This window comes from Niallia circulans, from assembly GCF_003726095.1.
Taxonomy (GTDB): domain Bacteria; phylum Bacillota; class Bacilli; order Bacillales; family Cytobacillaceae; genus Niallia; species Niallia circulans_A.
In genome coordinates, this window is the sequence record NZ_CP026031.1 from 2,987,247 (window position 1) to 3,011,634 (window position 24,388).

At 35.3% G+C, this 24,388-nt stretch carries 23 protein-coding genes; 4 read left to right on the forward strand and 19 right to left on the reverse strand.

All coding sequences use genetic code 11. The annotated features are described in order from the left end of the window. Positions 1 to 222: 222 nt before the first annotated feature. A complete protein-coding gene (locus C2I06_RS14435) occupies positions 223 to 3,351 on the reverse strand; it encodes an alpha-mannosidase (protein WP_123258285.1) in 3,129 nt (1,042 codons plus the stop codon). Positions 3,352 to 3,594: 243 nt separating this feature from the next. Continuing rightward, positions 3,595 to 4,938, reverse strand: a complete 1,344-nt coding sequence (locus C2I06_RS14440) for a UDP-glucose dehydrogenase family protein (protein ID WP_123258286.1) — start codon at positions 4,936 to 4,938, stop codon at positions 3,595 to 3,597. A gap of 202 nt (positions 4,939 to 5,140) precedes the next feature. On the opposite strand from C2I06_RS14440, the gene C2I06_RS14445 reads away from it, so the two are divergent. After that, positions 5,141 to 5,452, forward strand: a complete 312-nt coding sequence (locus tag C2I06_RS14445) for a hypothetical protein (RefSeq protein WP_123258287.1) — start codon at positions 5,141 to 5,143, stop codon at positions 5,450 to 5,452. A gap of 215 nt (positions 5,453 to 5,667) precedes the next feature. On the opposite strand, the gene C2I06_RS14450 is transcribed toward C2I06_RS14445, so the two are convergent. The 6 genes from C2I06_RS14450 to C2I06_RS14475 form a co-directional block, all read right to left on the reverse strand. After that, positions 5,668 to 6,519, reverse strand: coding sequence for an HAD family hydrolase (locus C2I06_RS14450; RefSeq protein ID WP_123259158.1), 852 nt, complete (start codon positions 6,517 to 6,519; stop codon positions 5,668 to 5,670). 272 nt (positions 6,520 to 6,791) lie between these two features. Continuing rightward, the gene (locus C2I06_RS14455; protein WP_164463707.1) at positions 6,792 to 6,995 is read right to left on the reverse strand and encodes a hypothetical protein; all 204 of its coding nucleotides are present in this window, start codon (positions 6,993 to 6,995) and stop codon (positions 6,792 to 6,794) included. A 464-nt stretch (positions 6,996 to 7,459) separates the two neighbouring features. Then, complete coding sequence (locus C2I06_RS14460) at positions 7,460 to 8,035, reverse strand: hypothetical protein (protein WP_123258289.1); 576 nt, start codon at positions 8,033 to 8,035, stop codon at positions 7,460 to 7,462. A 284-nt stretch (positions 8,036 to 8,319) separates the two neighbouring features. Continuing rightward, positions 8,320 to 8,499 carry a hypothetical protein gene (locus C2I06_RS25065; protein WP_141231695.1) on the reverse strand — a complete coding sequence of 60 codons (180 nt, stop codon included), beginning with the start codon at positions 8,497 to 8,499 and terminating at the stop codon, positions 8,320 to 8,322. A gap of 183 nt (positions 8,500 to 8,682) precedes the next feature. Next, the gene (locus C2I06_RS14470; protein ID WP_123258290.1) at positions 8,683 to 9,258 is read right to left on the reverse strand and encodes a GNAT family N-acetyltransferase; all 576 of its coding nucleotides are present in this window, start codon (positions 9,256 to 9,258) and stop codon (positions 8,683 to 8,685) included. 30 nt (positions 9,259 to 9,288) lie between these two features. Then, entirely contained in the window at positions 9,289 to 9,807 is a 519-nt protein-coding gene (locus tag C2I06_RS14475) for a VanZ family protein (protein ID WP_123258291.1), read from the reverse strand. 257 nt (positions 9,808 to 10,064) lie between these two features. Here C2I06_RS14475 and pepF point away from each other — a divergent pair, with 257 nt between their 5' ends. Beyond that, positions 10,065 to 11,873 (forward strand): oligoendopeptidase F, encoded by a 1,809-nt coding sequence (gene pepF / locus C2I06_RS14480; protein WP_123258292.1) that lies wholly within the window; start codon positions 10,065 to 10,067, stop codon positions 11,871 to 11,873. A 102-nt stretch (positions 11,874 to 11,975) separates the two neighbouring features. On the opposite strand, the gene bglA is transcribed toward pepF, so the two are convergent. Continuing rightward, entirely contained in the window at positions 11,976 to 13,415 is a 1,440-nt protein-coding gene (bglA, locus tag C2I06_RS14485) for a 6-phospho-beta-glucosidase BglA (protein ID WP_123258293.1), read from the reverse strand. A 193-nt stretch (positions 13,416 to 13,608) separates the two neighbouring features. On the opposite strand from bglA, the gene C2I06_RS14490 reads away from it, so the two are divergent. Both C2I06_RS14490 and C2I06_RS14495 read left to right on the forward strand, forming a co-directional pair. Continuing rightward, entirely contained in the window at positions 13,609 to 14,319 is a 711-nt protein-coding gene (locus C2I06_RS14490) for a GntR family transcriptional regulator (protein ID WP_123258294.1), read from the forward strand. A 124-nt stretch (positions 14,320 to 14,443) separates the two neighbouring features. Beyond that, positions 14,444 to 15,040 carry a hypothetical protein gene (locus C2I06_RS14495; RefSeq protein WP_123258295.1) on the forward strand — a complete coding sequence of 199 codons (597 nt, stop codon included), beginning with the start codon at positions 14,444 to 14,446 and terminating at the stop codon, positions 15,038 to 15,040. A gap of 221 nt (positions 15,041 to 15,261) precedes the next feature. On the opposite strand, the gene C2I06_RS14500 is transcribed toward C2I06_RS14495, so the two are convergent. From C2I06_RS14500 to C2I06_RS14545, 10 genes are all read right to left on the reverse strand, one after another. Next, positions 15,262 to 16,947, reverse strand: a complete 1,686-nt coding sequence (locus C2I06_RS14500; protein WP_123258296.1) for a methyl-accepting chemotaxis protein — start codon at positions 16,945 to 16,947, stop codon at positions 15,262 to 15,264. Between the two features lie 171 nt (positions 16,948 to 17,118). Continuing rightward, complete coding sequence (locus C2I06_RS14505; RefSeq protein WP_123258297.1) at positions 17,119 to 17,916, reverse strand: DUF4097 family beta strand repeat-containing protein; 798 nt, start codon at positions 17,914 to 17,916, stop codon at positions 17,119 to 17,121. Further along, a complete protein-coding gene (locus C2I06_RS14510) occupies positions 17,909 to 18,469 on the reverse strand; it encodes an HAAS signaling domain-containing protein (RefSeq protein WP_095329851.1) in 561 nt (186 codons plus the stop codon). The genes C2I06_RS14505 and C2I06_RS14510 overlap by 8 nt, the downstream gene beginning before the upstream one ends. Further along, a complete protein-coding gene (locus C2I06_RS14515; protein WP_095329850.1) occupies positions 18,462 to 18,785 on the reverse strand; it encodes a PadR family transcriptional regulator in 324 nt (107 codons plus the stop codon). The genes C2I06_RS14510 and C2I06_RS14515 overlap by 8 nt, the downstream gene beginning before the upstream one ends. 247 nt (positions 18,786 to 19,032) lie before the next feature. After that, positions 19,033 to 19,932, reverse strand: coding sequence for a ketose-bisphosphate aldolase (locus C2I06_RS14520; protein ID WP_123258298.1), 900 nt, complete (start codon positions 19,930 to 19,932; stop codon positions 19,033 to 19,035). Between the two features lie 24 nt (positions 19,933 to 19,956). Next, positions 19,957 to 20,808, reverse strand: coding sequence for a class II fructose-bisphosphate aldolase (locus C2I06_RS14525; RefSeq protein WP_123258299.1), 852 nt, complete (start codon positions 20,806 to 20,808; stop codon positions 19,957 to 19,959). A 57-nt stretch (positions 20,809 to 20,865) separates the two neighbouring features. After that, on the reverse strand, positions 20,866 to 21,951 hold the full coding sequence (locus C2I06_RS14530) for a PTS fructose transporter subunit IIC (protein ID WP_123259159.1): 1,086 nt from the start codon (positions 21,949 to 21,951) through the stop codon (positions 20,866 to 20,868). 16 nt (positions 21,952 to 21,967) lie between these two features. After that, a complete protein-coding gene (locus C2I06_RS14535) occupies positions 21,968 to 22,282 on the reverse strand; it encodes a PTS fructose transporter subunit IIB (protein WP_047943848.1) in 315 nt (104 codons plus the stop codon). A gap of 42 nt (positions 22,283 to 22,324) precedes the next feature. Next, positions 22,325 to 22,795, reverse strand: coding sequence for a PTS sugar transporter subunit IIA (locus tag C2I06_RS14540; protein ID WP_095329866.1), 471 nt, complete (start codon positions 22,793 to 22,795; stop codon positions 22,325 to 22,327). Between the two features lie 17 nt (positions 22,796 to 22,812). Continuing rightward, positions 22,813 to 24,336 (reverse strand): BglG family transcription antiterminator, encoded by a 1,524-nt coding sequence (locus C2I06_RS14545; protein WP_095329847.1) that lies wholly within the window; start codon positions 24,334 to 24,336, stop codon positions 22,813 to 22,815. Positions 24,337 to 24,388 lie beyond the last annotated feature (52 nt).

Here is a 24,388-nt window from a genome sequence, read left to right on the forward strand (position 1 = left end):
CATCAAATAATAAATGGAAGGAAATACAGAAACTTTTGAATCAATGCCATTCTGATTTAAAGGAGATCCAAAAAGATCTTATAAAATTAGAGAATGCCTTAAAAATAAGGAAGAAGGCTCTACATTAACACCATTTAGGTATCCTCACATGATAGATTAATAGAAAAGTAAAAAGCAGATCCTTAAGTGTCGAGACGAATAATTGGGGTCTGCTTAAATCATTTAGATTTCCACTAAAAACGTCTTAACTTCATAAGGCTTTATGGCAAATGTTATTATTTCATTTTCTTGTTTCTCTCCATTTTTCCCTTCCAGAAGATTACATTCCTGCCATCCTTTTATAGGAGCATCTGAGGTTAATTCTACTGTTCCTCTTTTCCCCATAAATTCATGTAAACGAACAATGACTTTATCCTCATCCTCTGCCTTTTTCACTGCATCGATAAAGCAATGATCAGACGCTATTTGGAATAAAGAAAAATCTTGTGATTGTAGCTTTCCTACCAAACTTTTTAATGGCTGATTTAAATCCCATGCCTCTTGGACTGTTCTCCCTTCTCTCCAATCACCTTGATGTGGCAGAAGAGAATAAATAAATGTATGTGCTCCTTGATCTTGTAAATAATCTGGGTAAGTACCAGCCTTAATAAGGGACAGACGCATCACGGAATCTTTGATGTCATAGCCATATTTACAATCATTTAAAAGACTTATTCCATAACCTTGCTCCGATAAATCTGCCCATTGGTGTCCAACCGTTTCAAACTTCGCATAATCCCAGCTTGTATTCCAATGAGTTGGTCGTTGTACATTTCCAAACTGAATATCATAGGTTGCTTGCGTTGAACGAATTTCAACAGGAAATGCCACTTTTAATAGCTGATGCTGTTCATGCCAATCAACAGATGTCTTAAAGTCTATTCTAGGATTTTCAGCATAGAGAATTACCTCTTGTTCTACCTTCGAATGGTGATATGTCCACACAAATTTTATTACTGCTCTTAAGGAGTTGTTTTCAATTATTTCTATCTTCTCTAATGTAGAAATCTCTTGATGCTTTTCTTGATAAAAAATATCAATGTCCCAAGCTTCCCATCTTAATGGCTTATCTTCAAATACTTGCAGGACATTTCCTGCCTGATTTTCTTTTAACACATTTCTTTGTGCCTTTTTATCAAATATACGAGTTAATTGTCCCTTTTCATTCCAAAGAATTTGATAAAAAGGTGTCTCTATCCCATTATTATTTATCACAAAAGCAGACTGCTTATTCGCACCTTGATTTTCAGACGATTTAAATAAAAGATTAGCTAATCCATGTGATGGAACGTTTTCCACTAATATAAGCCACTTTCCATTTACTTTTTCAACTTGCAGCACTTTCCCATTTTCTGATGACCATTCTCCCTCTTCTAGTCCAAGTTTAACTGGCACCTCCACCAATCCGGAACGTATCCATGAAGAGTCATTTATCACGGTAAACTGATCAGAGACATCTGAATCGATTATTCTCGTTAATACTTGCTTTTGTGCTTTATTAGCCAGTCCTTCTGCTTCTTCATATTCTAATAGACTATCTTCATATACTTCACGAATCGAAGAACCTGGAATGATATCATGGAACTGATTGCGTAATAAAATCGTCCAGCCTTTATGCAGCTCTTCCTGCGGATAAATGGTCCAATCAGAAGCTAATACACCAACTAGGACACTAAGCAGTTCTGTCTCCCGGTATAATAATTCTTGTTTGCGATTGCTTCTTTTATTATATGCTTGGCTGGTATAGGTTCCTCGATGAAATTCTAAATAGAGCTCTCCATCCCATGTATGAACATATTCATCTGTGGTCTTCACTTTTTCATGAAGGGCATCAAAATAATCGCCTGCTTTAGTTGATTTAACAGCAGGCAGACCAGGAATTCGGTCAAACCGTCTTCTCATTTCCAGCATATCCCGATTTACTCCCCCTCCACCATCTCCATAGCCATAAGACATTAGTAAATCCTGCGTTATATTTTTATCCTTATAATTATCCCAAGCTCCCTGCACCACATCTGCCTGCATTTCTCCATTATAATCATAAGCCCAGCCTCTGCTGTTCGGATATGGTGTGGTCACAAAGTGGGTCAAAATTTCTGTTCCATCAATGCCTCGCCATTGAAAGGTATCATGCGGCATTCGATTGTACTGATTCCAGCTAATCTTCGTCGTCATAAAAGTTTCTATTCCTGCTTGTTTAAGAATTTGCGGCAATGCCCAGCTATAGCCAAAGACATCTGGCAGCCATAGATACTTACTCGTTACCCCAAATTCCTCTTTCAAAAATCTCGTTCCATGCAGTAATTGACGAACAAAGGATTCCCCAGAAGGCAAATTACAATCAGGCTCCAGCCACATCCCGCCTTCTGGTTCCCATCTTCCTTCCGCTACTCTATCTTTCAGCTGGGCATAAATTTCCGGATAATCCTCTTTTAAATAGGCGTATAGCTGAGGCTGGGACTGCATAAATAAGTATTCTGGATATTTCTCCATTAAACGCAATACGGTGGAAAAGGAACGTGCCGCTTTTTCTCGAGTATGCTTCAAGCGCCATAACCAAGCAACATCAATATGGGTGTGGCCAATTGCATGAATCGTTACAGCTGCATGCTTGTCCATCTTTTCTAATGTTGCATTTAAATAGTTATTTGCCTTGTTAATAGATTCATAAAATAAATCCGATTCTGGTTCTGTCCAGTCTATTTCATAAAATGCTCGATTTAATGCTGTTAGGATCGTCTGATACTCTGGTCTGTTTTCATCTAAAATATGTATGGTTTGGATCATTGCTTTGGCTGTATAGTATAAATCATCTGTCGCTTCGTCTAGCCAGGCAATCTCTGCCTTCTTTATCTTATGCTCCTGAATAAACGGTTTACCGCCACCTTCTAAGCCAGACCACAAACGAAAAATCAAGCTGACATTTGTGCCGCAATGTTCCTCTTTGAGAAAAACTTCCCGATGATTCGCATCTACTCCTTGATAGATTTTCTTATTTACATACAAAAGCGACTCAAAACCTGAATTCGTTCCACCATCTGTTATGCCAAAATCAAAATACCCCAATACTTGTTTCCCTTTCCAGCTCACAGGGATTGCTACTTCTGTCTTTAACCAGGCATAATGATCCCTTCCTGCCCAATGATCTCCGACATGGATGGTAGCCCATTCCCCATTTTCTGGTGGTCTTGCCCCAATCTCTCCTTCTTCATCTAATTGCATCGAAAAGGAGTCTAAGGAAATTGATTCTCGATAGCGATATTTTTCCAGTTCCTTGATTCGTGCATCCAACTTCTTTTCTGTCCAGAACATAAAGCCCCTCCATATTAAGATAATTTTCAAAATTTTGATTATCTTTATTATCTAACAATAGGCGCTTTAGTCAATGCCAAAAAATAGTTTGGGGCGGAGATGGGGTTATCAAGCTGTTTGAATTCGTCACACTCCCTGTCCTAAATCATTTACATGCGTGTTTATTCTTTATACAACAAACAAAACCCTATTTAGAAAAGAAGGGTTTTGTTTGTTGTTCTATTTCTCTTATTCCTCACACCGTTATCTTCCTGCTGCTCTTCTAATTGGTTCAAGCTCTATCATTCTAACCTCTGGTCGGCCAATGGAGAAATAATTAATGCCTGCCTTACTTGCTTCCTCTAGTGAAAAGCAATTTCTACCATCAAATAAAAATGGTACGTTCATTTTTTCTTTAAAAATTGTTAAATCGATTGCTTTAATTTCAGCCCATTCTGTATAAATAAAGCAAATATCTGCTCCTTCTAGTGCTTTCTCTGGTGTTTGTTCATAGACTACCTCTGTAGGAAAGAGCTTTTTAAAGTTTTCTCCTCCTACTGGATCATAAACATGTACTTTTGCTCCTTCGTTTAATAATAAGCGGACATTGGGAATAGAAGGAGCTTCGCGCAAATCATCTGTGCCAGGCTTAAAGGTAAGTCCTAATACTGCTACTTTCAGTCCATTGAAAGAGGAAAATTCATTCCGCGCCTTCGAAATCAGCTTAAATTTTTGCTTCTCATTGACCTCAATCGCAGCCTTTACTGTTCGTAAAACATAGCCTTCTTCTTCTGCAAGCCAATGCAGGGCTTTCGTATCTTTTGGAAAACAAGAACCACCATACCCAATGCCTGGATTTAAAAATTTTTTCCCAATTCGCTCATCGTAACTCATTCCGCTTGTTACATCCTCAATATTCGCACCAACTGATTCACATAAGTTAGCAATGTCATTGATAAAAGAGATCTTTAAAGCTAGAAAATCATTCGATGCATATTTTACCATTTCTGCACTGCGACGATTCATCGTTAAAATTGGCTGCTGAAAAGGTTCATAAATAGAAGTTAAAATCTTCTTAGCCTTTTCGCTTTCTACCCCAATGACAATTCGTGAAGCATGCAGTGTATCTTTAATGGCACTTCCTTGGGCAAGAAATTCTGGATTAGAGGCAACCTCTATCGAAACTTTATGTTTTAAGTGATTTTTTATGTATGTTTCAACACGGTCATTCGTCCCGATGGGAACGGTAGATTTAATGACAATTAAACAATCACGCCTTACACTTATGGCAATTTGCTTTGCTACTTGAAAAACATAGTTTAAGTTAGCAGACCCATCTTCATTTTCGGGCGTCCCAACCCCTATGAAAATAACATCTGATTGCGCATAGGCTTTGTTATAGTCAGTTGTAAAAGTTAATTTTCCGGCCTGTAAATTTTTTTCTATAAGTGTATCTAGCTCGGGTTCATAAATAGGCGAAATTCCTAGATTCAGAAGAACAATTTTCTCTTGCTCTTGATCTACACAAGTTACCTTATGACCAACCTCTGCTAAACAAACTCCTGTCACTAAACCAACATATCCTGTACCTGCCACTGTGATATTCATTTTGACAAAACTCCTTATGTAAAAGATTACAAATTCGGAAGATTTAAATAGTAATATAGTTAGTATAATGGTTGATTATTTCTTCTCTATTTAATCTTTTTATATTTTTAGTAAAGGAACGTAAATTTTCCATCTAATTTATAAGGGGAAAATAGGAAATTTATGCTAAACTATAGCTAAAATAGCAATGGAGGAAGGATCAGTGGTCATTATCTTACTATTTATATCTTTGTTGTTTTCTGCCGTCCTCTCTATTTTTACACTCACAAAAACACAGAAGAAATGGGTGGCACTATTCGTTGCATTCTGTGGGAATAGCGTTGTGTTAGCAGGTTTAACATGGTTTATATATATTTCTAATGAAGAATTAAGATTATTTGGTTTTGGTCATTCGCCTTTATCCTTGCTGCCACTTTTCATTCCTGTTATTACATGGATTAACTACTTCATTCTTGAGCTAATTAAAAAGTTTTCCAAGTGGTCTGACTCCTCTTGGATGGATTCAAATAAATAGCTGACTTTTATTAAAATTGTAATCGAAGTATTTTAAGAAGAAAGAAAGCCAGCTTTTTAAAAGCTGGCTTTCCTTCTTCTTCTGTTTTATCACTTTGCTTTTTATTCCGTTTGTTTCCTTTACTATTATCCTCACTAATACTAGACTAATGTCCCTTAAGGAAGTTTTGATTTTTACTTACAATAACAAAGAATACGTTTAGTGAACCATATCTGTTATTTGAATCGAGATGTTAAGAAATGACAAACGCCATCTTCATCACAGCTTAACTCTGTTACTTCTGCTGCTAATTCTTTAATATGGTCTGGAGCATTTTGCATAGCAACCGGCATGGAAACAAATTGAAGCATTTGTATATCGTTATCACTATCTCCAATTCCCATAGTCTCCTCTACGGAAAGATTAAATCTTTCTAACATCTCTTTAATCCCAGTTGCTTTATTTACGTTGGCAACCATTACTTCCACATTATGGGCGGACGAAGTAGATGCTGTAAAATCGATTTCTTTTCTTAAATCTTCTAACACCTGTTTCCATTGATTAATATGTTCTTTTGTTCGAGCAAAAAAATAGAACTTGGAAAACTCTTTTCCTTCAACCGTGTTCTTCCAAGCAATCTTTCTACTGATTGCTTCTTTTCGAGAAAGCCACTCATTAATACCTACGCTTTCTGGTTTCGGGTCTCTAATCTCTTGTATAACATACTCTTTATCCTGACTTAATGTCATTCGAGAGTCCCCATATGGAAATAACTCATAATATACTTTATTCTCTCTTGCCTTTTTAATAATGGTATCCACTAATTCTAAAGGTAGAGTATGCTGAAAAATAGGTTCCTTTCCTATGTAACCAGCCATGCCGTTAGAAGAAACATATCCATCCACTTCAAATCCTTCTGGCACGACGGATTCAATTTCATCAAAAGATCTCCCTGTAGCTATGAATACGAATAGACCATCCTTGCGTAGATCATCAATAATCTCTTTTGTCTTCACGCTTACCTGATTCTGATGATTTAAAATAGTACCATCCATATCTAGAAAAATAGCCTTTGGCTTTTGTAACAAAATAATTCCCCCTTTAACATTCTTCATTGGCAAGTATACACCTCGTTGCGTTTTCCCTCAAATGCATTGTTTACAATTAGTTTGTTGAGGAGGGGTTAGCTGTTAACTCTCTTTTGGTAGCTCTTCGGTGATATTTGGTTTTCATCTTGCTTATGAACGCCACTTTTTTCACTTCTCCCTTCCGTTTTGGCTTTCATCTTGCTTATGAACGCCACTTTTTTCACTTCTCCCTTCCGTTTTGGCTTTCATCTTGTTTATGAACGCCACTTTGTTCACTTCTCCTTTCCATTTTGGCTTTCATCTTGTTTATGAACGCCACTTTGTTCACTTCTCCCTTCCGTTTTGGCTTTCATCTTGTTTATGAACGCCACTTTTTTTCGCTTCTCCTTTCCGTTTTGGCTTTCATCTTGTTTATGAACACCACTTTGTTCACTTCTCCTTTCCATTTTGGCTTTCATCTTGTTTATGAACGCCACTTTTTTTCGCTTCTCCTTTCCATTTTGGCTTTCATCTTGTTTATGAACGCCACTTTTTTTCGCTTCTCCCTTCCGTTTTGGCTTTCATCTTGTTTATGAACGCCACTTTGTTCACTTCTCCTTTCCATTTTGGCTTTCATCTTGTTTATGAACGCCACTTTTTTCGCTTCTCCCTTCCATTTTAGCTTTCATCTTGCTTATGAACGCCACTTTGTTCACTTCTCCTTTCCGTTTTGGCTTTCATCTTGTTTATGAACGCCACTTTTTTTCACTTCTCCCTTCCGTTTTGGCTTTCATCTTGTTTATGAACGCCACTTTTTTCACTTCTCCTTTCCGTTTCATTTTTAATCATAGTTTTTCATAGCGCATTTCTTACTACTCTCTTGATTTTCCACCTTCCTATCTTCTTCTGGACACGCAAAAAAACTAGCATGTGCCTTATAAATACATGCTAGTAATAAACATTATTGCTGCTCGTCTTTCTTGAGGATTCTAAATTTCAACAATAACCTAGTAAACCAATATGCTACAAATACAATAAATAAATCCAAAAGGAATAAATGAATAACATTAACTCCTCTATGAAACGTTACCATGCCCATTGATTTTTCAATATTAGCGCATATAAAAGTATATACAGCACTCAATAGCACGGTTAGAATATAAAAATTTTTCTTGCGATTCGTTGCATATTGATACACTAGCATAAACCCTACTGGTAGAAAGGAACCTGTAATATTTAATCCACTCGGCAGGACGGGAGAAAGGAAATGTGTATGTATTAAATAATTCCCGCTACTGAGAGCATGATCTATGTAGGCCCAAAGTAGATGGACAGTATAACCAAAGAATAATATTTCAAATAATCTTCTTCTGTCCACCAAAAAATATAATATGATTAATGGTACTAATAAAGATAAAAGAATGATCCAAAACTGCCATGTAGAAAAATCTGAATATTTATCCCAATAGGAAGAATATAATGAATGTAATTGTCCATTTATTTCATTAATTTTATCCCAATATTCCTTGTAGTTCATTTTATTCATCTCCTCCTAAAAAAATTTCCATTATTGAAGGGAGAGGCACGTTTAAGAATCTCCAATAATCGGAGTTAAAGAGACCTGTTTTTTGTCTACTTATGACCATGAGTTATTTCTCTACTTTAAATAGTTTGTACAATTTATTAGTAATTACTCATAAAAAAATAGAAAAGGCTCTTTCAATTTTCCACAGCTTGAAATGATTCTAAGAAGAGTGGATGCAGAAGCACCTATAATTTCATAGAAAAAAAGGCCAAGTGCATTTTCCACTTGACCTTGTTCTATAATTCTGATTTCAGCTTTTTTATATAAGAAGGAATTAGATTTTCTCGGCTGCAATTATTGCAATAGAATTGTTTTACCATGTCATCACATAAGTACGTTTTTAGCACAAACGCTGGAATACGTTGAGGCAATCCACAATGCTGGCAGAAAAATACGTATCCAACCTCTTTCTTCATGGACCTCACTCCATTCATTCATTTTCCACACTTACTTGATTCTGATGATGCTGTACTTCTATACAATTTGCCCTTTTATTCCTGTTTTCTTCTATTATACTATTAAAATATAGGTAAAGCATGAGTACTAAAACTTAATTTTCTTTCTAATTTCACCTAACGTAATCTTCCATTACACTGATTTTATTTATTTATCTTTCCAGCATTTGATTTGTTTCCGTCTATAAATGCTTCCCATTCTTCTTTTAATAATCCCATCCGTATGGAGTCATAATATACGCCGTTATAGTAGCGGCACTTTCTCATGCGTCCTTCCATTGTCATGCCCAGCTTTTCTCCTACCTTTATCATTCGCTCATTCCCTGACCATGTTGTATATCCCACTCGAACTAATGGCAAGGTCTTAAATAAATGGTCGATCCATAGCTTCAATACCCGCGTTCCATATCCACCACTCCAGTAGTTTGGATTATAGATAACAATTCCCATCTCTAACCATTTGGACGGTTCATGTTCCCAGTAGTAGCCAACTGTTCCTATTAGTTCTTCCCCGACAATAATTGCCCAGTAATCATCTCTTTCTAAGAAGCGCTCTTTTTGAGTTTTTAAGAATCCTTCATAACTTAATGCTTTATGTGCATAATACGGAGCATCCCATTTTTTCCATTCAGGATTTTCTTCTTTAAATGCCAGTGACCAAAGCTGATAAAGATCCTCCTCTTTAATCGGTCTTACTATCAATTCTTTATCTTGGTACAATCACTTCACCTCTCCTGTCTTTGGGAATCCCTAAAACATTCCCTTCGTTTTCCTCTTTTTAAAAAATATAGTACCAATAAAACCAATGACTAATCCTAATATAACGCCAGTTCCGTCGATAATGATGGCGTCTTGCCAATGGCCTGTTCTACCAGGGACAAAGCTTTGGTGCCACTCATCTGTTAATGCATAAGCAATAGAAAGAGCACCACTTAGTAGATAAACCCATGGTCGTTTGATTTTCGTTTGCATGAGGGTGAGAAATAGCAGCAAAGTTAAGAGACAATAACCAATTACATGCCCTGCTTTCCGAAATAAAAATTCGATAAAACCATATGGGTCAGAATCCGAAGATATAATCTGGCCATCGTACTCAAATGTAATAGAGGGAAATGGAATATTTGTCAGGTCTATCTTATCTCGTAAAAATGGCTTAATATCCTGTTCTTCATACGGCATATGGGAGAACATAAAAATGATAACCATGGAGACAATGCAGATAAAAAATAATAAATAAAATCTTTTTTTTCGTGAAAACTTTAAGGGCAATTTCTTTTCATTCCTTTTTGTTTATTCCAATTTCAGCATTCATTCTTTTACCTTAAAATGTAAAATTTGGCGAAATGGTGAGTTTTAACCATTATACAATTATTTATCATAAGAAGCGTAGTTTTTTATCTTTATCTTCTACAAATTATCATTAAAAAATATAATAAACAAAATATTCCTATAGTTCAATTTTTTATTGTATAATCAAACTAATCGTTTCGAAAAACGAAATAAATAGGTAGCAGAGGAGAATGTTTATGAATAAAGAAATGGAAAAAACACTTTATCGTTCCGAAGTTCCTTTCGAACAAACCTGGAATTTGCGCGATTTATTCGAAAGCGAAGCAGATTGGAAAAGGGAAGTAGAAGCGATCGAAGAAGATATTCCTACTGTAACACAATTTAAAGGGAAGCTTCACCAAAATGCTAAAATCTTGCTAGATTGTCTAAAAGCTCGAGATGCATTGGATGAAAGATTAGTGAGCGTTCTCACTTATGCAAACCTTAAGCAATCTGCAGACGGATCTAATCCTTCCAATCAAGAGAACGATGCAATTGTTTCTTCCCTCTATGCAAAAGTAAGCTCAAGCCTTTCTTTTATTAATTCAGAGATTCTTACGCTTGCAAACGATAAAATAAATACATACCTGAACGAGGAAGAAGAACTACAGCTTTTTTCCAAAACACTAACGGACTTAATGGATTTGAAGCCACATATGTTAACACCTGAAGCAGAGGAAGTATTAGCAGCATTTGGTGAAATCCAGCGTTCTCCTTATATGATTTATCAAAGAAGTAAAACATCAGATATGGAGTTTTCCTCCTTTATAACAAGTGACGGGACAGAATATCCTTTGACATTTAATTCTTTCGAAAAGTACGAAGAATCGGCAAATAAAGAAGTAAGAAGAAAAGCATATGAAGCCTTTTCGGCTAGTCTTAACCGTTATAAAAATACATATGCGGCTACCTATGGAACCGAAGTTAAAAAACAAATAATAGAATCTCGTTTACGAAACTATGAATCTGTAACAGACATGCTTTTACAAGAACAACAAGTCACAAAAGAAATGTACCATAACCAATTGGATACCATTCTTACAGAATTGGCTCCTCATATGCGCAGATTCGCCAAATTAAAAGAGCGTGTATTAGGTTTAGAAAAAATCCATTATTGTGATTTAAAGGCTCCGCTCGACACATCCTATGATCCTAAAATTACATACGAGGAAGCTTCCAAGCTTATCTTAGAAGCGCTTAATATTATGGGACCAGAATATATGGAAATAATGGAAAAAGGCTTAAAAGACCGCTGGGTAGACTTAGCAGATAACTATGGAAAACGATCAGGTGCCTTCTGCTCCAGCCCGTATGGAGTACATCCATACATTTTAATGACATGGCATAACTCAATGCGTAATACGTTTACCTTAGCACATGAACTTGGACATGCTGGACATTTTGCTCTTGCTGGCAAAAATCAAATTATTTCAAATACCCGTCCATCTCGATACTTTATTGAAGCTCCATCCACCATGAACGAAATGCTTTTGAGCAAGTATATTATGAAACAATCTTCAAACAATCAAATTAGAAGATGGGTAATTCTCCAATCACTAGGAACGTATTATCATAATTTTGTTACCCATATTTTAGAAGGGGCACTCCAAAGAAAAGTTTATGAATTAGCAGAACAAGGAACTCCGATTACAGCTAAAGTATTATGTGAACAAAATATCGATGTCTTAAAATCATTCTGGGGAGACAGTGTGGAAATAGATGAAGCAGCAGGCCTAACATGGATGCGCCAACCCCATTATTATATGGGTCTTTACCCATATACGTACTCCGCTGGGCTTACAGCTTCAACTGCCGTATCAGCAATGATTGAGGAAGAAGGACAGCCTGCTGTTGAGCGCTGGTTAAAAGTTTTAAAAGCCGGCGGCACTTTAAAACCATTCGATTTAATGAAACTAGCAAATGTGGATATGTCTACCCCTGAGCCAATCCGAAAAGCGGTTGCCTATGTTGGAAGCTTAATAGATGAATTAGAAGCAAGCTATTAATAGAAAAATACAAAACTGTTTCTCGTAAACTATTTAACTTCATTAAAAATAAAGTTTACTATACACTGAAAGGAAGAGGAAAATATCCCCTTCCTTTTTCTATTACAGTTTTTCCCCGTTTGACTTAATCACTTCTTGATACCAATAAAAGGAGGCTTTTTTCGAACGGCTCATGGTTCCTTTCCCTTGATTATCTCGATCTACATAAATCATTCCATAGCGTTTTTTCATTTCTCCTGTTGTAAAGGAAACAATATCAATAATTCCCCATGGTGTATATCCAATTAAATCTACTCCATCATACATTACCGCTTTCTCCAATGCTTCAATATGCGCCTTTAAGTAGGCAATTCTTTCCTTGTCATGAATAGAGCCATCAGCTTCGACAGTATCAATAGCGCCAAACCCATTTTCTACAATAAATAAAGGTATTTGATAGCGGTCATATAGACGATTTAACACATAGCGCAGACCTGTCGGATCAATGGACCAGCCCCAGTCACTTGCTTTGATGTACGGATTTTCAACCGCATTTGGCAAGGCGCCATTAACAATATCGCCTGAATTATTATTTTTCACATCACTCTTTACGGTAGTGGACATATAGTAGCTAAATCCTAAATAATCAACTGTCCCATTATGTAAAATCTCAGCATCCTCTGGCTCCATTGTAATTGAATAGCCTTCTCGTTCAAATTCCTTTAAGGCATAACTAGGGTAATATCCACGAACTTGCACATCTGGGAAGAAATATCTTTGTCTCATTTCTTCTTCCGCTAGCATCACATCTTCTGGATTAGAAGAAAATGGATAGATAGGAATATGGGAAACCATTGCTCCAATTTGGAAATCAGGATTTATTTTTTTACCAATAGACACAGCTAATGCACTTGCAACTAGCTCATGATGAGCAGTTTGATACATCACTTCTTTCGCATTTTCTCCTTCTTTGACGGTTACTCCAGAATTTGTCCACAAAAAGAGCGGATTAGAAACATCCATTTGATTGTTGATTTCATTAAAAGTCATCCAGTATTTTACTTTATCTTTATATCGATGGAAGCATGCTTCGGCAAAGCGTACAAAACAATCAACTACTTTTCTATTTCTAAAACCGCCATATTTTCTTGCTAGATGTAACGGCATTTCAAAATGGGATAAGGTAATAACTGGCTGTATTCCGTATTTAAGTAATTCATCAAATACTTGGTCATAGAAGCGCAGTCCTTCTTCATTCGGTTCTAATTCATCCCCTTTTGGAAAAATTCTGCTCCAGCCAATGGAAGTTCGTAAACACTTTAGCCCCATTTCAGCAAACAAGGCAATATCCTCTTTGTAACGATGGTAAAAATCAATTGCTTCATGATTTGGATAAAATTGCTCTTCTTCAATCAAGTCTGTTATTTTCCTAGGTACTCCATGAGCACCTGCTGTCATAACATCTACTACACTCGGACCTTTACCGCCTTGATTCCAGCCACCTTCAAATTGATGTGCAGCTAATGCTCCACCCCATAAAAAATCTTTCGGCATTTTGCTCATTCTTGTTCCTCCTTTTTAAGGCTATTAAATTATCTTTTCTTTTTATTTTTTTGGATTACACTTATATTATAATTGTATCGGTATAATTTAATAAATACAATATAATATTTTTATACCCAATTAATCTAAATGAGTTTTTTTCCTATATATGCTATAATCCAGCTATAACGTTTAAGATAATCGAGGTATATATATGTTAAAATACCAGCAAATCGCAGAAGAAATAGAAAAATATATTGAAGAGCATGGCTTAAAGCAAGGCAGTAAGCTGCCCGTTATTGAAACATTAATGAAGCAATTCGAGGTTAGTAAAAGTACGATTACGAAAACGCTGGAGCTTCTTGAAAAAAGGGGAATCATTTTTCAAGTAAGAGGCAGTGGAATTTTTGTAAGAAGACAGAATCGAAAAGGCTATATCAGCTTGCTTTCCAATCAAGGATTTAAAAAAGATTTAGAGGATTATTCTCTAACCTCCAAAATAATCAAATTAGAGATAAGAAAACCGACTGAGGAAATTGCCCTAAATTTAAATATAGAGCTTCATGAAGATGTTTATTATGTCAAAAGAATTCGCTATATTAACGGCCAAACTCTTTGTTTAGAGGAATCTTGGTATAATAAGGCCTTCATTACGTATTTAAATAAAGAAATCGTAGCAGAATCTATTTTTCATTACATAACAGAAGGCTTAGGGCTAAAAGTAGGCTTTTCAGATGTGTATTTACATGTTGGGAAGTTAACGGCAGAAGAAGCTGCTTATTTGGGATTAGAAAAAGATGATCCTAAATTATTGGTAGAAAGCATCTTTCATCTAACTAATGGTCAGCCTTTTGACTTTTCGAAGGTTACCTATAATTACGAGCAATCCCAATTCTTTATCCAGGCGAATAGTCATTTCTTTTAACGGAGGTAACACATAGCTAATCAGGAAAAGTTTCCTAAATCTGAAAAAATATATAATTATTGAAACATTCCTATATTTCCTTTCGTATAACAGGTAGTACATAATTGAAAGGTTGGAATAGTTAATGTTAATGGAATTGAAGGATGCTTTTCTTTTCTTAATGGACATCTTTAAAGGAAAACTCCCATTACATGATTTATATTTATTAGTATTCATTATAGTTGTGACATCAATTGCTGAAACCATTCAGGAAAAGAGAAAACAGTCAAGCAGGAGTAAAAACACCATTTTTATATATTTGAAATGGATACCTATCTCATTTTTGGCTAGTTCTATTTATCTAACAAGTTTTTATTTTATCACCAATCTATTTACAAAATTCTTATTTACAGCAGAATTGTTCCATCAAGAACAAAACGTTCGCTCGATTGCGATAATGTCTTTGGCTATGACAAGTATCGTTTCGCTAATTATTGCTATTTGGAAGTTATATTCTTTTTTCACTGTAAAAAAAGCCCTATTAACTTTGATAAGTAATTCACTGTTAATAGCCATGGGTGTATACTTTATTAATATGTTTTGGTATGAAGCTATCATAATGCCGATATGGTGTTATGGAATAATAGGGTTGGTTAATACAATCTTTATAAGCTTTTTACTTTTAAAAGAGAGAGAAAACTTGCAAAGCAATTCATCTCCTATTAACGCAGTAGATCAATAGATGAAGCAGCTTGGTGCTCGCCCACTGGAAAGTTTATTGCAGTCTTGCGGATAATTACCACTTATACCAAATAAAAAACGAACAATTATACAATATACATGTATAATTGTTCGCCCTATATTTATTTAGAACCCACGGGTCCTTGCCTCTTAATTTCTCGATCTTTTTTAAATTGGATCTAGAAAATCTCACATAGTTTCTCTTTTTTTTTACATTCTTTCTTAGATTTTAAATCGGTGCACTAATTCCTGAAGCTCCTCTGCCATTTTGGATAATGCCATGCTTGAGCTTGTTATTTCTTGGAATGAGGCAGTTTGTTCTTCTGTTGCTGCTGCAACACTTTCAGTTCTTTCCAATGTCTCACGAGAAGTTTGGGCTATTTCTTCCACTGAATCTTGCACCTCTTGTACTTCTGCCGTGATTTCTTGCGTTGTTTCTGCCATCTTTTTAATATGGTCTGCGATGGATTCAACTCGATTTAGGATTTCCTTGATATGTTCATTTGTAGTATCAGATAATTTCGTACCACTATCTACATTTTCTTTTACAAAAGACATATTTTTTTCTGTCGTACTAGAATGATCATGAATAGAGCTTATCAGATCGTGTATTTGATTTACAGAAGTACCTGTCATTTCGGACAGCTTTCGAACTTCTTCTGCTACAATTGCAAATCCTTTTCCATGTTCACCTGCTCTTGCTGCTTCAATGGATGCATTCAATGCTAGCAGATTAGTTTGATTAGATATATCTTGAATACTTGCAAGTACCTCATTAATTTCATTTGTACTTAAAACAAGTGATTTCAATCCGTCTCCTGCTAAATCAACAGATGCATGAATGGCCTCCATCTGCATTTGCATTTCAGTCAATGCCAATTCTCCTTCTTTTGCTTTTTCTTTAATTAGCAGGGATTCATTTGCAACTTCGTTGGCAGTATGGGCCATATGCTTAATATTTTTCATGGAATTATTAACTTCTATTAAACTGTTTTGGGTAAGTGAATCTTGCTTATTTCCATTCTCTGCAATGGTTTGAACAGCATCCGCCACTTGCTCTACCGCTACAGTCGATTGTTCCATACTGGAAGCTAATTCATCGGAAGCTTGTGCAACATTTTTAGACGTCTGCCCTACACTTTTTATCATTATTTGAAGAGAATCAACGAATGTGTTAAACGAATGTGCTAATTGGCCAAATTCGTTTTTCCCATTCACATTTACTCGCTGTGTTAAGTCCCCTTCTCCAGAAGCAATACTTTGAAGTTGATTATTAATTTTATTTAATGGTCGTAAAATAGACTTTAATAACAGAAAACCTAATACAATGCTCAATAGTGCTGCCACGGTGATAATTACGATTAATACCGTTTTTGTCATTTTATTATTTTTTTGATTTTGTTCTTCTATCTGAATAACATCTTGATTAATATGTTCCACTAATTCATTGACTGCTGGATCTAAAACTTCTTTCCTTAATGTCCGTAAATCCCCAAAATGGAGTTTTTTTGCAGCAGATGGATCTTCGGCATAAGCACCAGGCACTTTGTCACTTGTGGCTAAGTATGTTTGTAGACTGGATTGAAACGTTTGGATATCTTCTTTATACTCATAATAATTAGATAAAGTCTCCATTGTTTTCAAAGTATCATGAATGTCTGATTCTTTCTCATTGATTCCGTCACTATATTCTTTATTTCCAGTAAGAAGAAAGGCACGCTCGTCATTAGAAATTCCGGCAATACGATATTGCAAATGAGTAACAAGACGCTGAATTTCTTTTGCCTCTGTCAGTTCTTTACTATTTGCAATTAGCGACTGCAGACTCATATTGCTAAATCCGCCAATCCCCAACAAAGAAATAATTAAAATGAAGAAAATGATTGCCAATTGATATTTTATTTTCATTCTATCCCCCTGAATGTTTCTAGCTTTTTTCTTTTGTCCATTTCCTTTCTATATATCGGAGGTTTTTATTTTTTATATAGTTTGTATGCGATACCAAATTTTCTTTTCTCAAGAAAATTTTTATTTATATCTGCAGATAAAAAAAGACAGCTTCAGAAAGCTGCCTTTTTTTTAATTTCCTACCCTAATTTTCCCATTATTTGTTTTCAGCTTTACTTTATTTTCTCCGTTTCCAATCACGGTACTTCCTTTGTATTTATCTAAAATATTGATGCTGCCGTTATCAACTTGAACATCGAACGTGACATTTGTTGGTTCCTTCTCTGTCACTATCTCGATACTGCCATTATCTGTTTCCAGCTGTATCGCCTGATCTAATGTGGCAGTCTTCATCGAAATTCTCCCATTATTTGTTTCTCCTTTCACGCTTCCGCTTACATGATCCAGCGATACTCTGCCATTGTCAGAGGTTACTTTTATACTATTAGATTGAATATTTTGGAGATGGATACGACCATTATTACTTTCTGCTTGTACTTGCTCAACCATTAGGTCCGCTAAATCAATCTTTCCATTATCATTATTTATGCGGAGAGATTTATATTCCTTCACAGGTACAAGAATTTTTAACGTAAGTGATTCATCTATAAAATTCATCTGAAAAAAGCTAATTTGTTTTTCATTCCAATTTACAACAAGTTTTTCCCCAACTACCTTGGCAGTAAAACTTCCCTTCGTTTCAGAGGAACCTTTTCCTTGCAACACAACCTTTGTTTCCTTTTCTGCTGTGGGAATAATTTCAATCCCTGCATTATTGGAATCTACTTCAATTCCAGTTATATTATTTTCTTTAAATATTTTCTCTTCATGAATATCTAGACTGTTATCGCGGAATGTTAGGAATGCCCCTATGCCGCCAATTAGAACAAGAACAAGTCCAATGACCATTAATTTTTTTAGACTAATCATGCTTTTGGCCTCCCTTCACTAATTTTGCATTAAATTTCAAATAATTGATGAAGCCTTTTGAAGAAATTCTTGTAATGTAATACATGGCAATTACAAGAAAAATTCCTAATCCCACTAGCAAAATAGTCATAAATAATTTAAAAAACGCAAAACTACCTGGATGAAAAACACTGTCAACAAGAACAAGTAGTGGGGAGAGTATAAAAGACACACCAACTATCCACCCAGATAGAATAAGGGCTGCTATGGTAACAAACGGTCCAAGTACAATAACCAAATTAAAGAATCCTAAACCAATAACTGCCCATACTGCTCGTAGAATATTTCCCGTTGTTCTGTTTTTCTCCACCTTTTCAAGGTGATAGGAAGCTATTAATTCTTTGGTAATTTGCTGAGGAGATCCTAAAGACTTGGCTATTTCTTCCTCCGTTTTTCCATCTTCTTTGCCTATAAAAAAATGTTCTTCATAATCATGGATGATATCTTTTCGTTCCTCTTGCGGAAGCTTTTTTAATCCAGCTTGGAGCTGTTTTAAAAATTGCTCTTTAGTCATTATTTACACCTTCTTTTATTAATTGATTGACACCATTAGAAAATTCATTCCATTCCGTAATAAGTTCATTAAGATAGGTTCTTCCTTTATCGGTTAACTTGTAGTATTTACGCGAAGGACCTTCTGTTGACTCTTGTAAATAAGTTGTAAAATATTCTTCTTTTGTTAATCTTCTTAAGAGGGGATAAACAGAGCCCTCTGAAATTTCAATTTGATTGGATATCTTCTGAACGAGTTCATAGCCATAGCGGTCCTTTTTATCTAAAAGAACAAGTACACATAACTCTAAGACACCCTTTTTAAACTGTACATTCATCTTTTTCACCTACCTTTATTCATCATCCAGTACCTTATAATAAACAGTACTATAATAAAAATAATACCTATTTCCATTAATATACCATTTAGTATTGTTCATTGCAAGGTACTGATTAAAAAATATATTTAGATTTCTCTTAAAGTCGATTAAAAATACACAGAAATCTATATCTGCACCATTTTAATGAGGACAAAAAAATAATCGCTTATAAAAAAGAGAGGATTATCTCCCCTCTTCCTACTGCTTATAACCATTCTCTACGCCATGCCGTCACATTTTCTTCTCTGTAAATTTCAGCTTTTCCAATGGATTGAAATAAATTCATTTTATATTTTACTATTTCTTTAGCTGCCTCAATGCAGGCTGGATATATTGCGTTAGGATCCCAAAGCTCTGTTTCAGCTAAAATCTCACGGCATTTTTTATAAAATGCGTACTTATAATCTGATGAGATATTCACTTTTTGAATACCAATCTGAACAGCCTCTGCAATTTCTTCATCTGGATTAGCTGAGCCGCCATGCAATACAAGAGGAATGTCGACCGTTTCTTTAATTTCTTTTAAAATATCCATTCTCAACTTTGGCTCCATATCTTTAGGATAAATACCGTGACAAGTACCGATTGCAATCGCCAGTGTATCTACCCCTGTTTTCTCTACAAATTCTTGGGCGTCTTCAGGTCTCGTATAAATTACCTCCGATACCCCGCCCTCTACTGAGGTACCTGTATTTCCAATTGTTCCTAATTCTCCTTCCACTGATACTCCCAGTGAATGGCTCACTTCTACTATTTGTTTCGTTAACTGAATATTTTCTTCTAAAGAAAGCAAGGAGCCATCAATCATGACGGAACTAAAGCCTACATGAATCGCCCGCATAATATCAGCCATATTTCCGCCATGATCTAAATGCAGAACAAATGGGACATGGCTATTTTTAATTCTTGTTAATACATAAGAGAAAAAATCATCTTTGACAAAATCTAATTCAGTTGGATGTACTGCAATTATCGCAGGAGAATTATTGCTTTCTGCCTCTTCAACTACTACTCTCAAAAAATTACTATCTGCTACATTGAATGCTCCAACGGCAAATTGATGTTTTTGTGCTACTTCTAATAACTGCTTCATATTTAATAACATAATATATTCCTCTTTTCTTTAAATTTATAATGACTTTCCTTCAGAGCCTGCCAGTTCAATATAATATTTAACTAAGTCTTTTCCAGCCTTAATCGTTTGATGAATAACATCAAAATAATCTATTTCGTTTCCAACCATGTTTTTTTTTATACTATTTATCTGTGCTTTAAAAAAATCAGAGCCTACATTAATCTTATTAATACCTAATGAAATAGACTTTCTAATGTTTTCTTCTCCACATCCAGATCCTCCATGGAGTACAAGCGGGATACCAGTTTCTCCTTTAATTTTTTCTAAAATATCAAATCGAAAAGCTGGAATATAACCATCTGGATAATCCCCGTGACTAGAGCCATAAGAAATAGCTAGCGCGTCTATCCCTGTTTCTTTTGCATATCTAATGGATAAATCAGGATTCGTATACATTTCATCATCTGTCATCTGGTTCCTAGAAACAGAACCAATATTACCAATTTCCCCTTCGACGCTCGCATCATAGCTTTGCGCAAATTCTACCATTTCTTTCGTTATTCTTATATTCTCGTCAATTGGATAACGAGAAGCATCCATCATTACACTAGAAAATCCATCTCTTAAGCATCTCTTCACGAATCCAACATCCTGCCCATGGTCTAAATTAATGGCAACTTCTACACTTGCTGCATTTGCCATTTCTATAATTGGCCTTGTTAATAACTTACTTCCAAAATGCTGCATTAAATGATCTTGTAATAAATCTACAATGATAGGTGCTCTCAATTCTTGTGCTGCTTCAATCACTGCCTTAGCTGTTTCTAGGTTAAAGCAATTGATTGCCATTACCGCATATTTCCCTTGGTTGGCACGTGCAAGCATTCCCTTCATCGAAACATACATTCTAAGTCCCCTCCTTTATTGACTTACTCTAGCAAAATAAGCGTTCTTTCCTTCAGGTTAAAATGTAATCTTCACATCTGATAAATCTACTTCTTCCTCTTCACTCGATGTTTCTTCTATTTCTGCAGTTGGTTCCTTCTTCCATAAGAACAGCATAACTCCGGTAATGAGTGACCCGATAAGTAATGCCACACAAAAAAGAATTGGATGTGTCATCGCAGGTACAATAAACATTCCTCCTGATGGAACTGGAGATCCTACCCCCCACATCATAGAGAACCCTCCTCCGACGGCTGCTCCAATAGTGCATGAAGCAACAACTCTTACAATATCTACTGCTGCAATCGGGATAACGCCTTCTGTAATCATGCATATTCCCATCGGTAGAGCTATTTTGATGTTATCTTCTTCCGATTTTGTATATCGTTTCTTCTGAAATAATTTAGAAAGTCCCCAAGAAATGGCTACACCAAATGGGGGAACCATTGATGCCAATATTTTCACAGCTTCTGGCTCGTATATGCCCTCTAATAGCAAACCATCCGCAAACAAGGAAGCTACTTTATTAACAGGTCCGCCAAAATCAAATGCTGCCATTCCCCCTAATATTGCTCCAAAAACAAATCTCATCGATCCCTGCATACTTGTTAGAAAAGAAGTTAGCCCTTCTGTTGCCCATACAATCGGAAGGCCAAGTACAAAAAACATAAGTAATCCGATAACTAAACTCGACATTAAAGGAATAATCATCATTGGCATTAAGCCTTCTGCCCACTTTGGTACTTTTAAATTTTTTCTTAAAAATAAAACAAAGTAACCAACAATAAAACCACCTAGCATCCCACCCAAAAAACCTGCTCCAATGGCATTTGCTATCAATCCCATTAATAGCCCTGGAGCAATACCTGGACGATCTGCTATCGAATATGCTATTGCTCCTGAAATAACAGGAGCTAATAACCCCATTCCAAGTACTCCTAATGAAACAAGTGCTGAGGGAATATCAAAGGAAGCTTTATAATCTTCAATGACCGAACCACCTGTAAGATTCCCAATTGCAATTAAAAGTCCTGATGCCACAACAAGTGGCAACATATAACTAATGGCTGTTAAAGCATGCTTTTTTACTTGCATTTTCTTCAACATCTAGTAGACCCCCTCACTGTTTATTTAGTTCAGCGTCAATCTTTTGGTAAAGCTGTTTCGGTGCCTTTATAGCAATATGTGTAGGTATCTCAACAATTTTCTTCCCAGCAAAACGTTCTTTTCCACTAACCTTGATATCTGCAGCAATTATGACCAAATCAGCTTCCTCTATTTCCTTAGTTGTTAACTCATCCTCAATCCCAATAGTTCCTTGTGTCTCGATTCGAACTTTATGTCCCAACTCTTGACCCGCTTTAATCAATTTTTCTTTCGCAATATACGTATGAGCAATACCAGATGTACAAGCTGAAATCCCCACAATATTCATCATGATTCCCTCCAAATTGATAAGTTTTTAACAACATTCCCTTTAATCGTTTTTCGTTAATAGCTTTAAAAATTCTTTCTTTGTCTGCAGTGTTTGGAACTTACTAATTGTTTCTTCATCTGCTAATAAGACAGCCACCTTTTGTAATAATTTAATATGGATAGTGGTTTTATCCGTGTCTTTAACTGCAAATAAGATAATAATATTGATAGGATTTCCATCAAGCGATTCCCATTCTACAAATGATTTGGTTCTTCCAATTGCAATAGATGTCTTTTGTACATGCTTTGATTTACCATGGGGGATAGCTACCCCCTTTTCCAATCCAGTAATACCTTCTTCTTCTCGATACATCACATCCTTTATAAATCCTTCTTTATTCGATATACAACCGTTTTCATATAAGAGGTCGGTTAACTCATTCAGTACTTCTTCCTTTGTAGTTCCTTGTAAATTTAACTCGATAAGATCTTCTGTTACAACCTTATGAAAATCTAACTCTTCTATTTTCATGTCCACTTTAAACTCTCCTACCTCTCTATTTTTTCACCGATAATACTCTGCTGATTGTAGTAGTCCTTAATAAATTGATCTATCTTAAACTTATCCTCTTGATTTAAAATAGGACTCACAAGAATAGTAGGCTTATCAATGATACTATGTGTTTTCACAGTAGAAATAACTAATTCTACATCTTCATAATCTGTCTGTTTTATTCGTTGCTGGGCAATTATTTTCTTTATGTGGATATCAGGAAAAGTTCTTCTTATTTTTTCACTTAATAAATGCGAAGTGCCAATACCACTTGTACATTCAATCAATATAGGAATCTGATTAGCAAAATGATCATCATACGAAATTTGAAAATACAAAGTAATATAGCCAATTTCTTCATCGGTTATATACTTTTCATAATGTCCTTCTTCTACTAATTGTTGAATGCTTGTCTTCACTAAGCCAAATATATGGGAAAAATTAGTTGCTATCGATTTTATGATTGGATTAACTATATAGATTCGATGGCTTAATCGATATAACATTGCATGCATATGCAATGTTAGCCTTTCTAATAATTCATCATCTGTATCGAAGCGATATCCGCTATTTTCTGTCACTCTTGCTATTAACCTCTTTGTTAAAAGAACAACCTGAGCATTTTGATATAGCTCAGTACCTTGGTTTAATAAAAATCGTGAATTAAGTTTATACGCTTTCAAAATATAATAAAGAGAATAAATATCATATTGTTTTAACGAAAGAGAAAACTGATTTTCGATTTCCTCAATCATATCTTTACAAATACAATAAATAGCGGAATTTCCATCTATTTCTTCGTACACTACTTCTTCTTCATCTAATGAAAGCTTATTATTATGTTTTTCTATTATCGAAAGAAGAGAGCAGAATAAGGTTAAATAATAGGGCTGATCTAAGCTTAGATCATGCTTCACTTGGATATCATGCAGCAGCCTCTTAATTTTTATTAAATGATTATTTTTTACTTTTACTTTTTTGATAGAATCAGGAATATCATATTGACTAAAAGGGTCTCCCATTTGAGTTAAGTAATTCTCAATAATTACGGCCATCAAACGATAAATAGATAGTTTATCTCCCTTAATAAAGGTTCCTTCCTTTGTCCTTAATAGTCTTAAATGATAGGACCTTAATTCCTTTTCAATATGTTTAAAATCATTGAGAATAGAGCTCTGACTTACGATGTACTTTTCCGATATTTTTTGAATGGAGGTCTTACCAGGTGCAATGGCTAAAAGATATAATAGTAAATTCAAACGTCGTTCGTCAGGATAATCAAATATAATCGTTTCCTTTTCTAAAGGTTCTTTATGGTTCTGGAAGTAATAACCAAAGTTTTCTTTTTTTATTATCCTAAACGGCATTGAATTCGAATCAACTATTTGTTGGATATCTCTATATATTGTCTTCTTAGAAACTTTAAGTGATTGTGCTAACTCTGCAGCTGTCACATACCGTTTCTCCCTTCGTAAGATAGTAAGAATCATCTGATGACGCTCATTTATGACTTGACTCACAAAATCCTTCACCTCTTTTCTTCTTTCTATGGTAATATCTTATCCGACTGAA

Coding starts and splice junctions, on each gene's coding strand:
- C2I06_RS14510 (WP_095329851.1), bottom strand. CDS start 18,469: ATGACTAAAGAGCAATTTTTAAAACAGCTCCAAGCTGGATTAAAAAAG.
- C2I06_RS14440 (WP_123258286.1), bottom strand. CDS start 4,938: ATGAATATCACAGTGGCAGGTACAGGATATGTTGGTTTAGTGACAGGA.
- C2I06_RS25065 (WP_141231695.1), bottom strand. CDS start 8,499: ATGAAGAAAGAGGTTGGATACGTATTTTTCTGCCAGCATTGTGGATTG.
- C2I06_RS14500 (WP_123258296.1), bottom strand. CDS start 16,947: ATGAAAATAAAATATCAATTGGCAATCATTTTCTTCATTTTAATTATT.
- C2I06_RS14435 (WP_123258285.1), bottom strand. CDS start 3,351: ATGTTCTGGACAGAAAAGAAGTTGGATGCACGAATCAAGGAACTGGAA.
- pepF (WP_123258292.1), top strand. CDS start 10,065: ATGAATAAAGAAATGGAAAAAACACTTTATCGTTCCGAAGTTCCTTTC.
- C2I06_RS14525 (WP_123258299.1), bottom strand. CDS start 20,808: ATGTATGTTTCGATGAAGGGAATGCTTGCACGTGCCAACCAAGGGAAA.
- C2I06_RS14490 (WP_123258294.1), top strand. CDS start 13,609: ATGTTAAAATACCAGCAAATCGCAGAAGAAATAGAAAAATATATTGAA.
- C2I06_RS14540 (WP_095329866.1), bottom strand. CDS start 22,795: ATGAAAATAGAAGAGTTAGATTTTCATAAGGTTGTAACAGAAGATCTT.
- C2I06_RS14505 (WP_123258297.1), bottom strand. CDS start 17,916: ATGATTAGTCTAAAAAAATTAATGGTCATTGGACTTGTTCTTGTTCTA.
- C2I06_RS14520 (WP_123258298.1), bottom strand. CDS start 19,932: ATGTTATTAAATATGAAGCAGTTATTAGAAGTAGCACAAAAACATCAA.
- bglA (WP_123258293.1), bottom strand. CDS start 13,415: ATGAGCAAAATGCCGAAAGATTTTTTATGGGGTGGAGCATTAGCTGCA.
- C2I06_RS14535 (WP_047943848.1), bottom strand. CDS start 22,282: ATGAATATTGTGGGGATTTCAGCTTGTACATCTGGTATTGCTCATACG.
- C2I06_RS14460 (WP_123258289.1), bottom strand. CDS start 8,035: ATGAACTACAAGGAATATTGGGATAAAATTAATGAAATAAATGGACAA.
- C2I06_RS14515 (WP_095329850.1), bottom strand. CDS start 18,785: ATGAATGTACAGTTTAAAAAGGGTGTCTTAGAGTTATGTGTACTTGTT.
- C2I06_RS14495 (WP_123258295.1), top strand. CDS start 14,444: ATGTTAATGGAATTGAAGGATGCTTTTCTTTTCTTAATGGACATCTTT.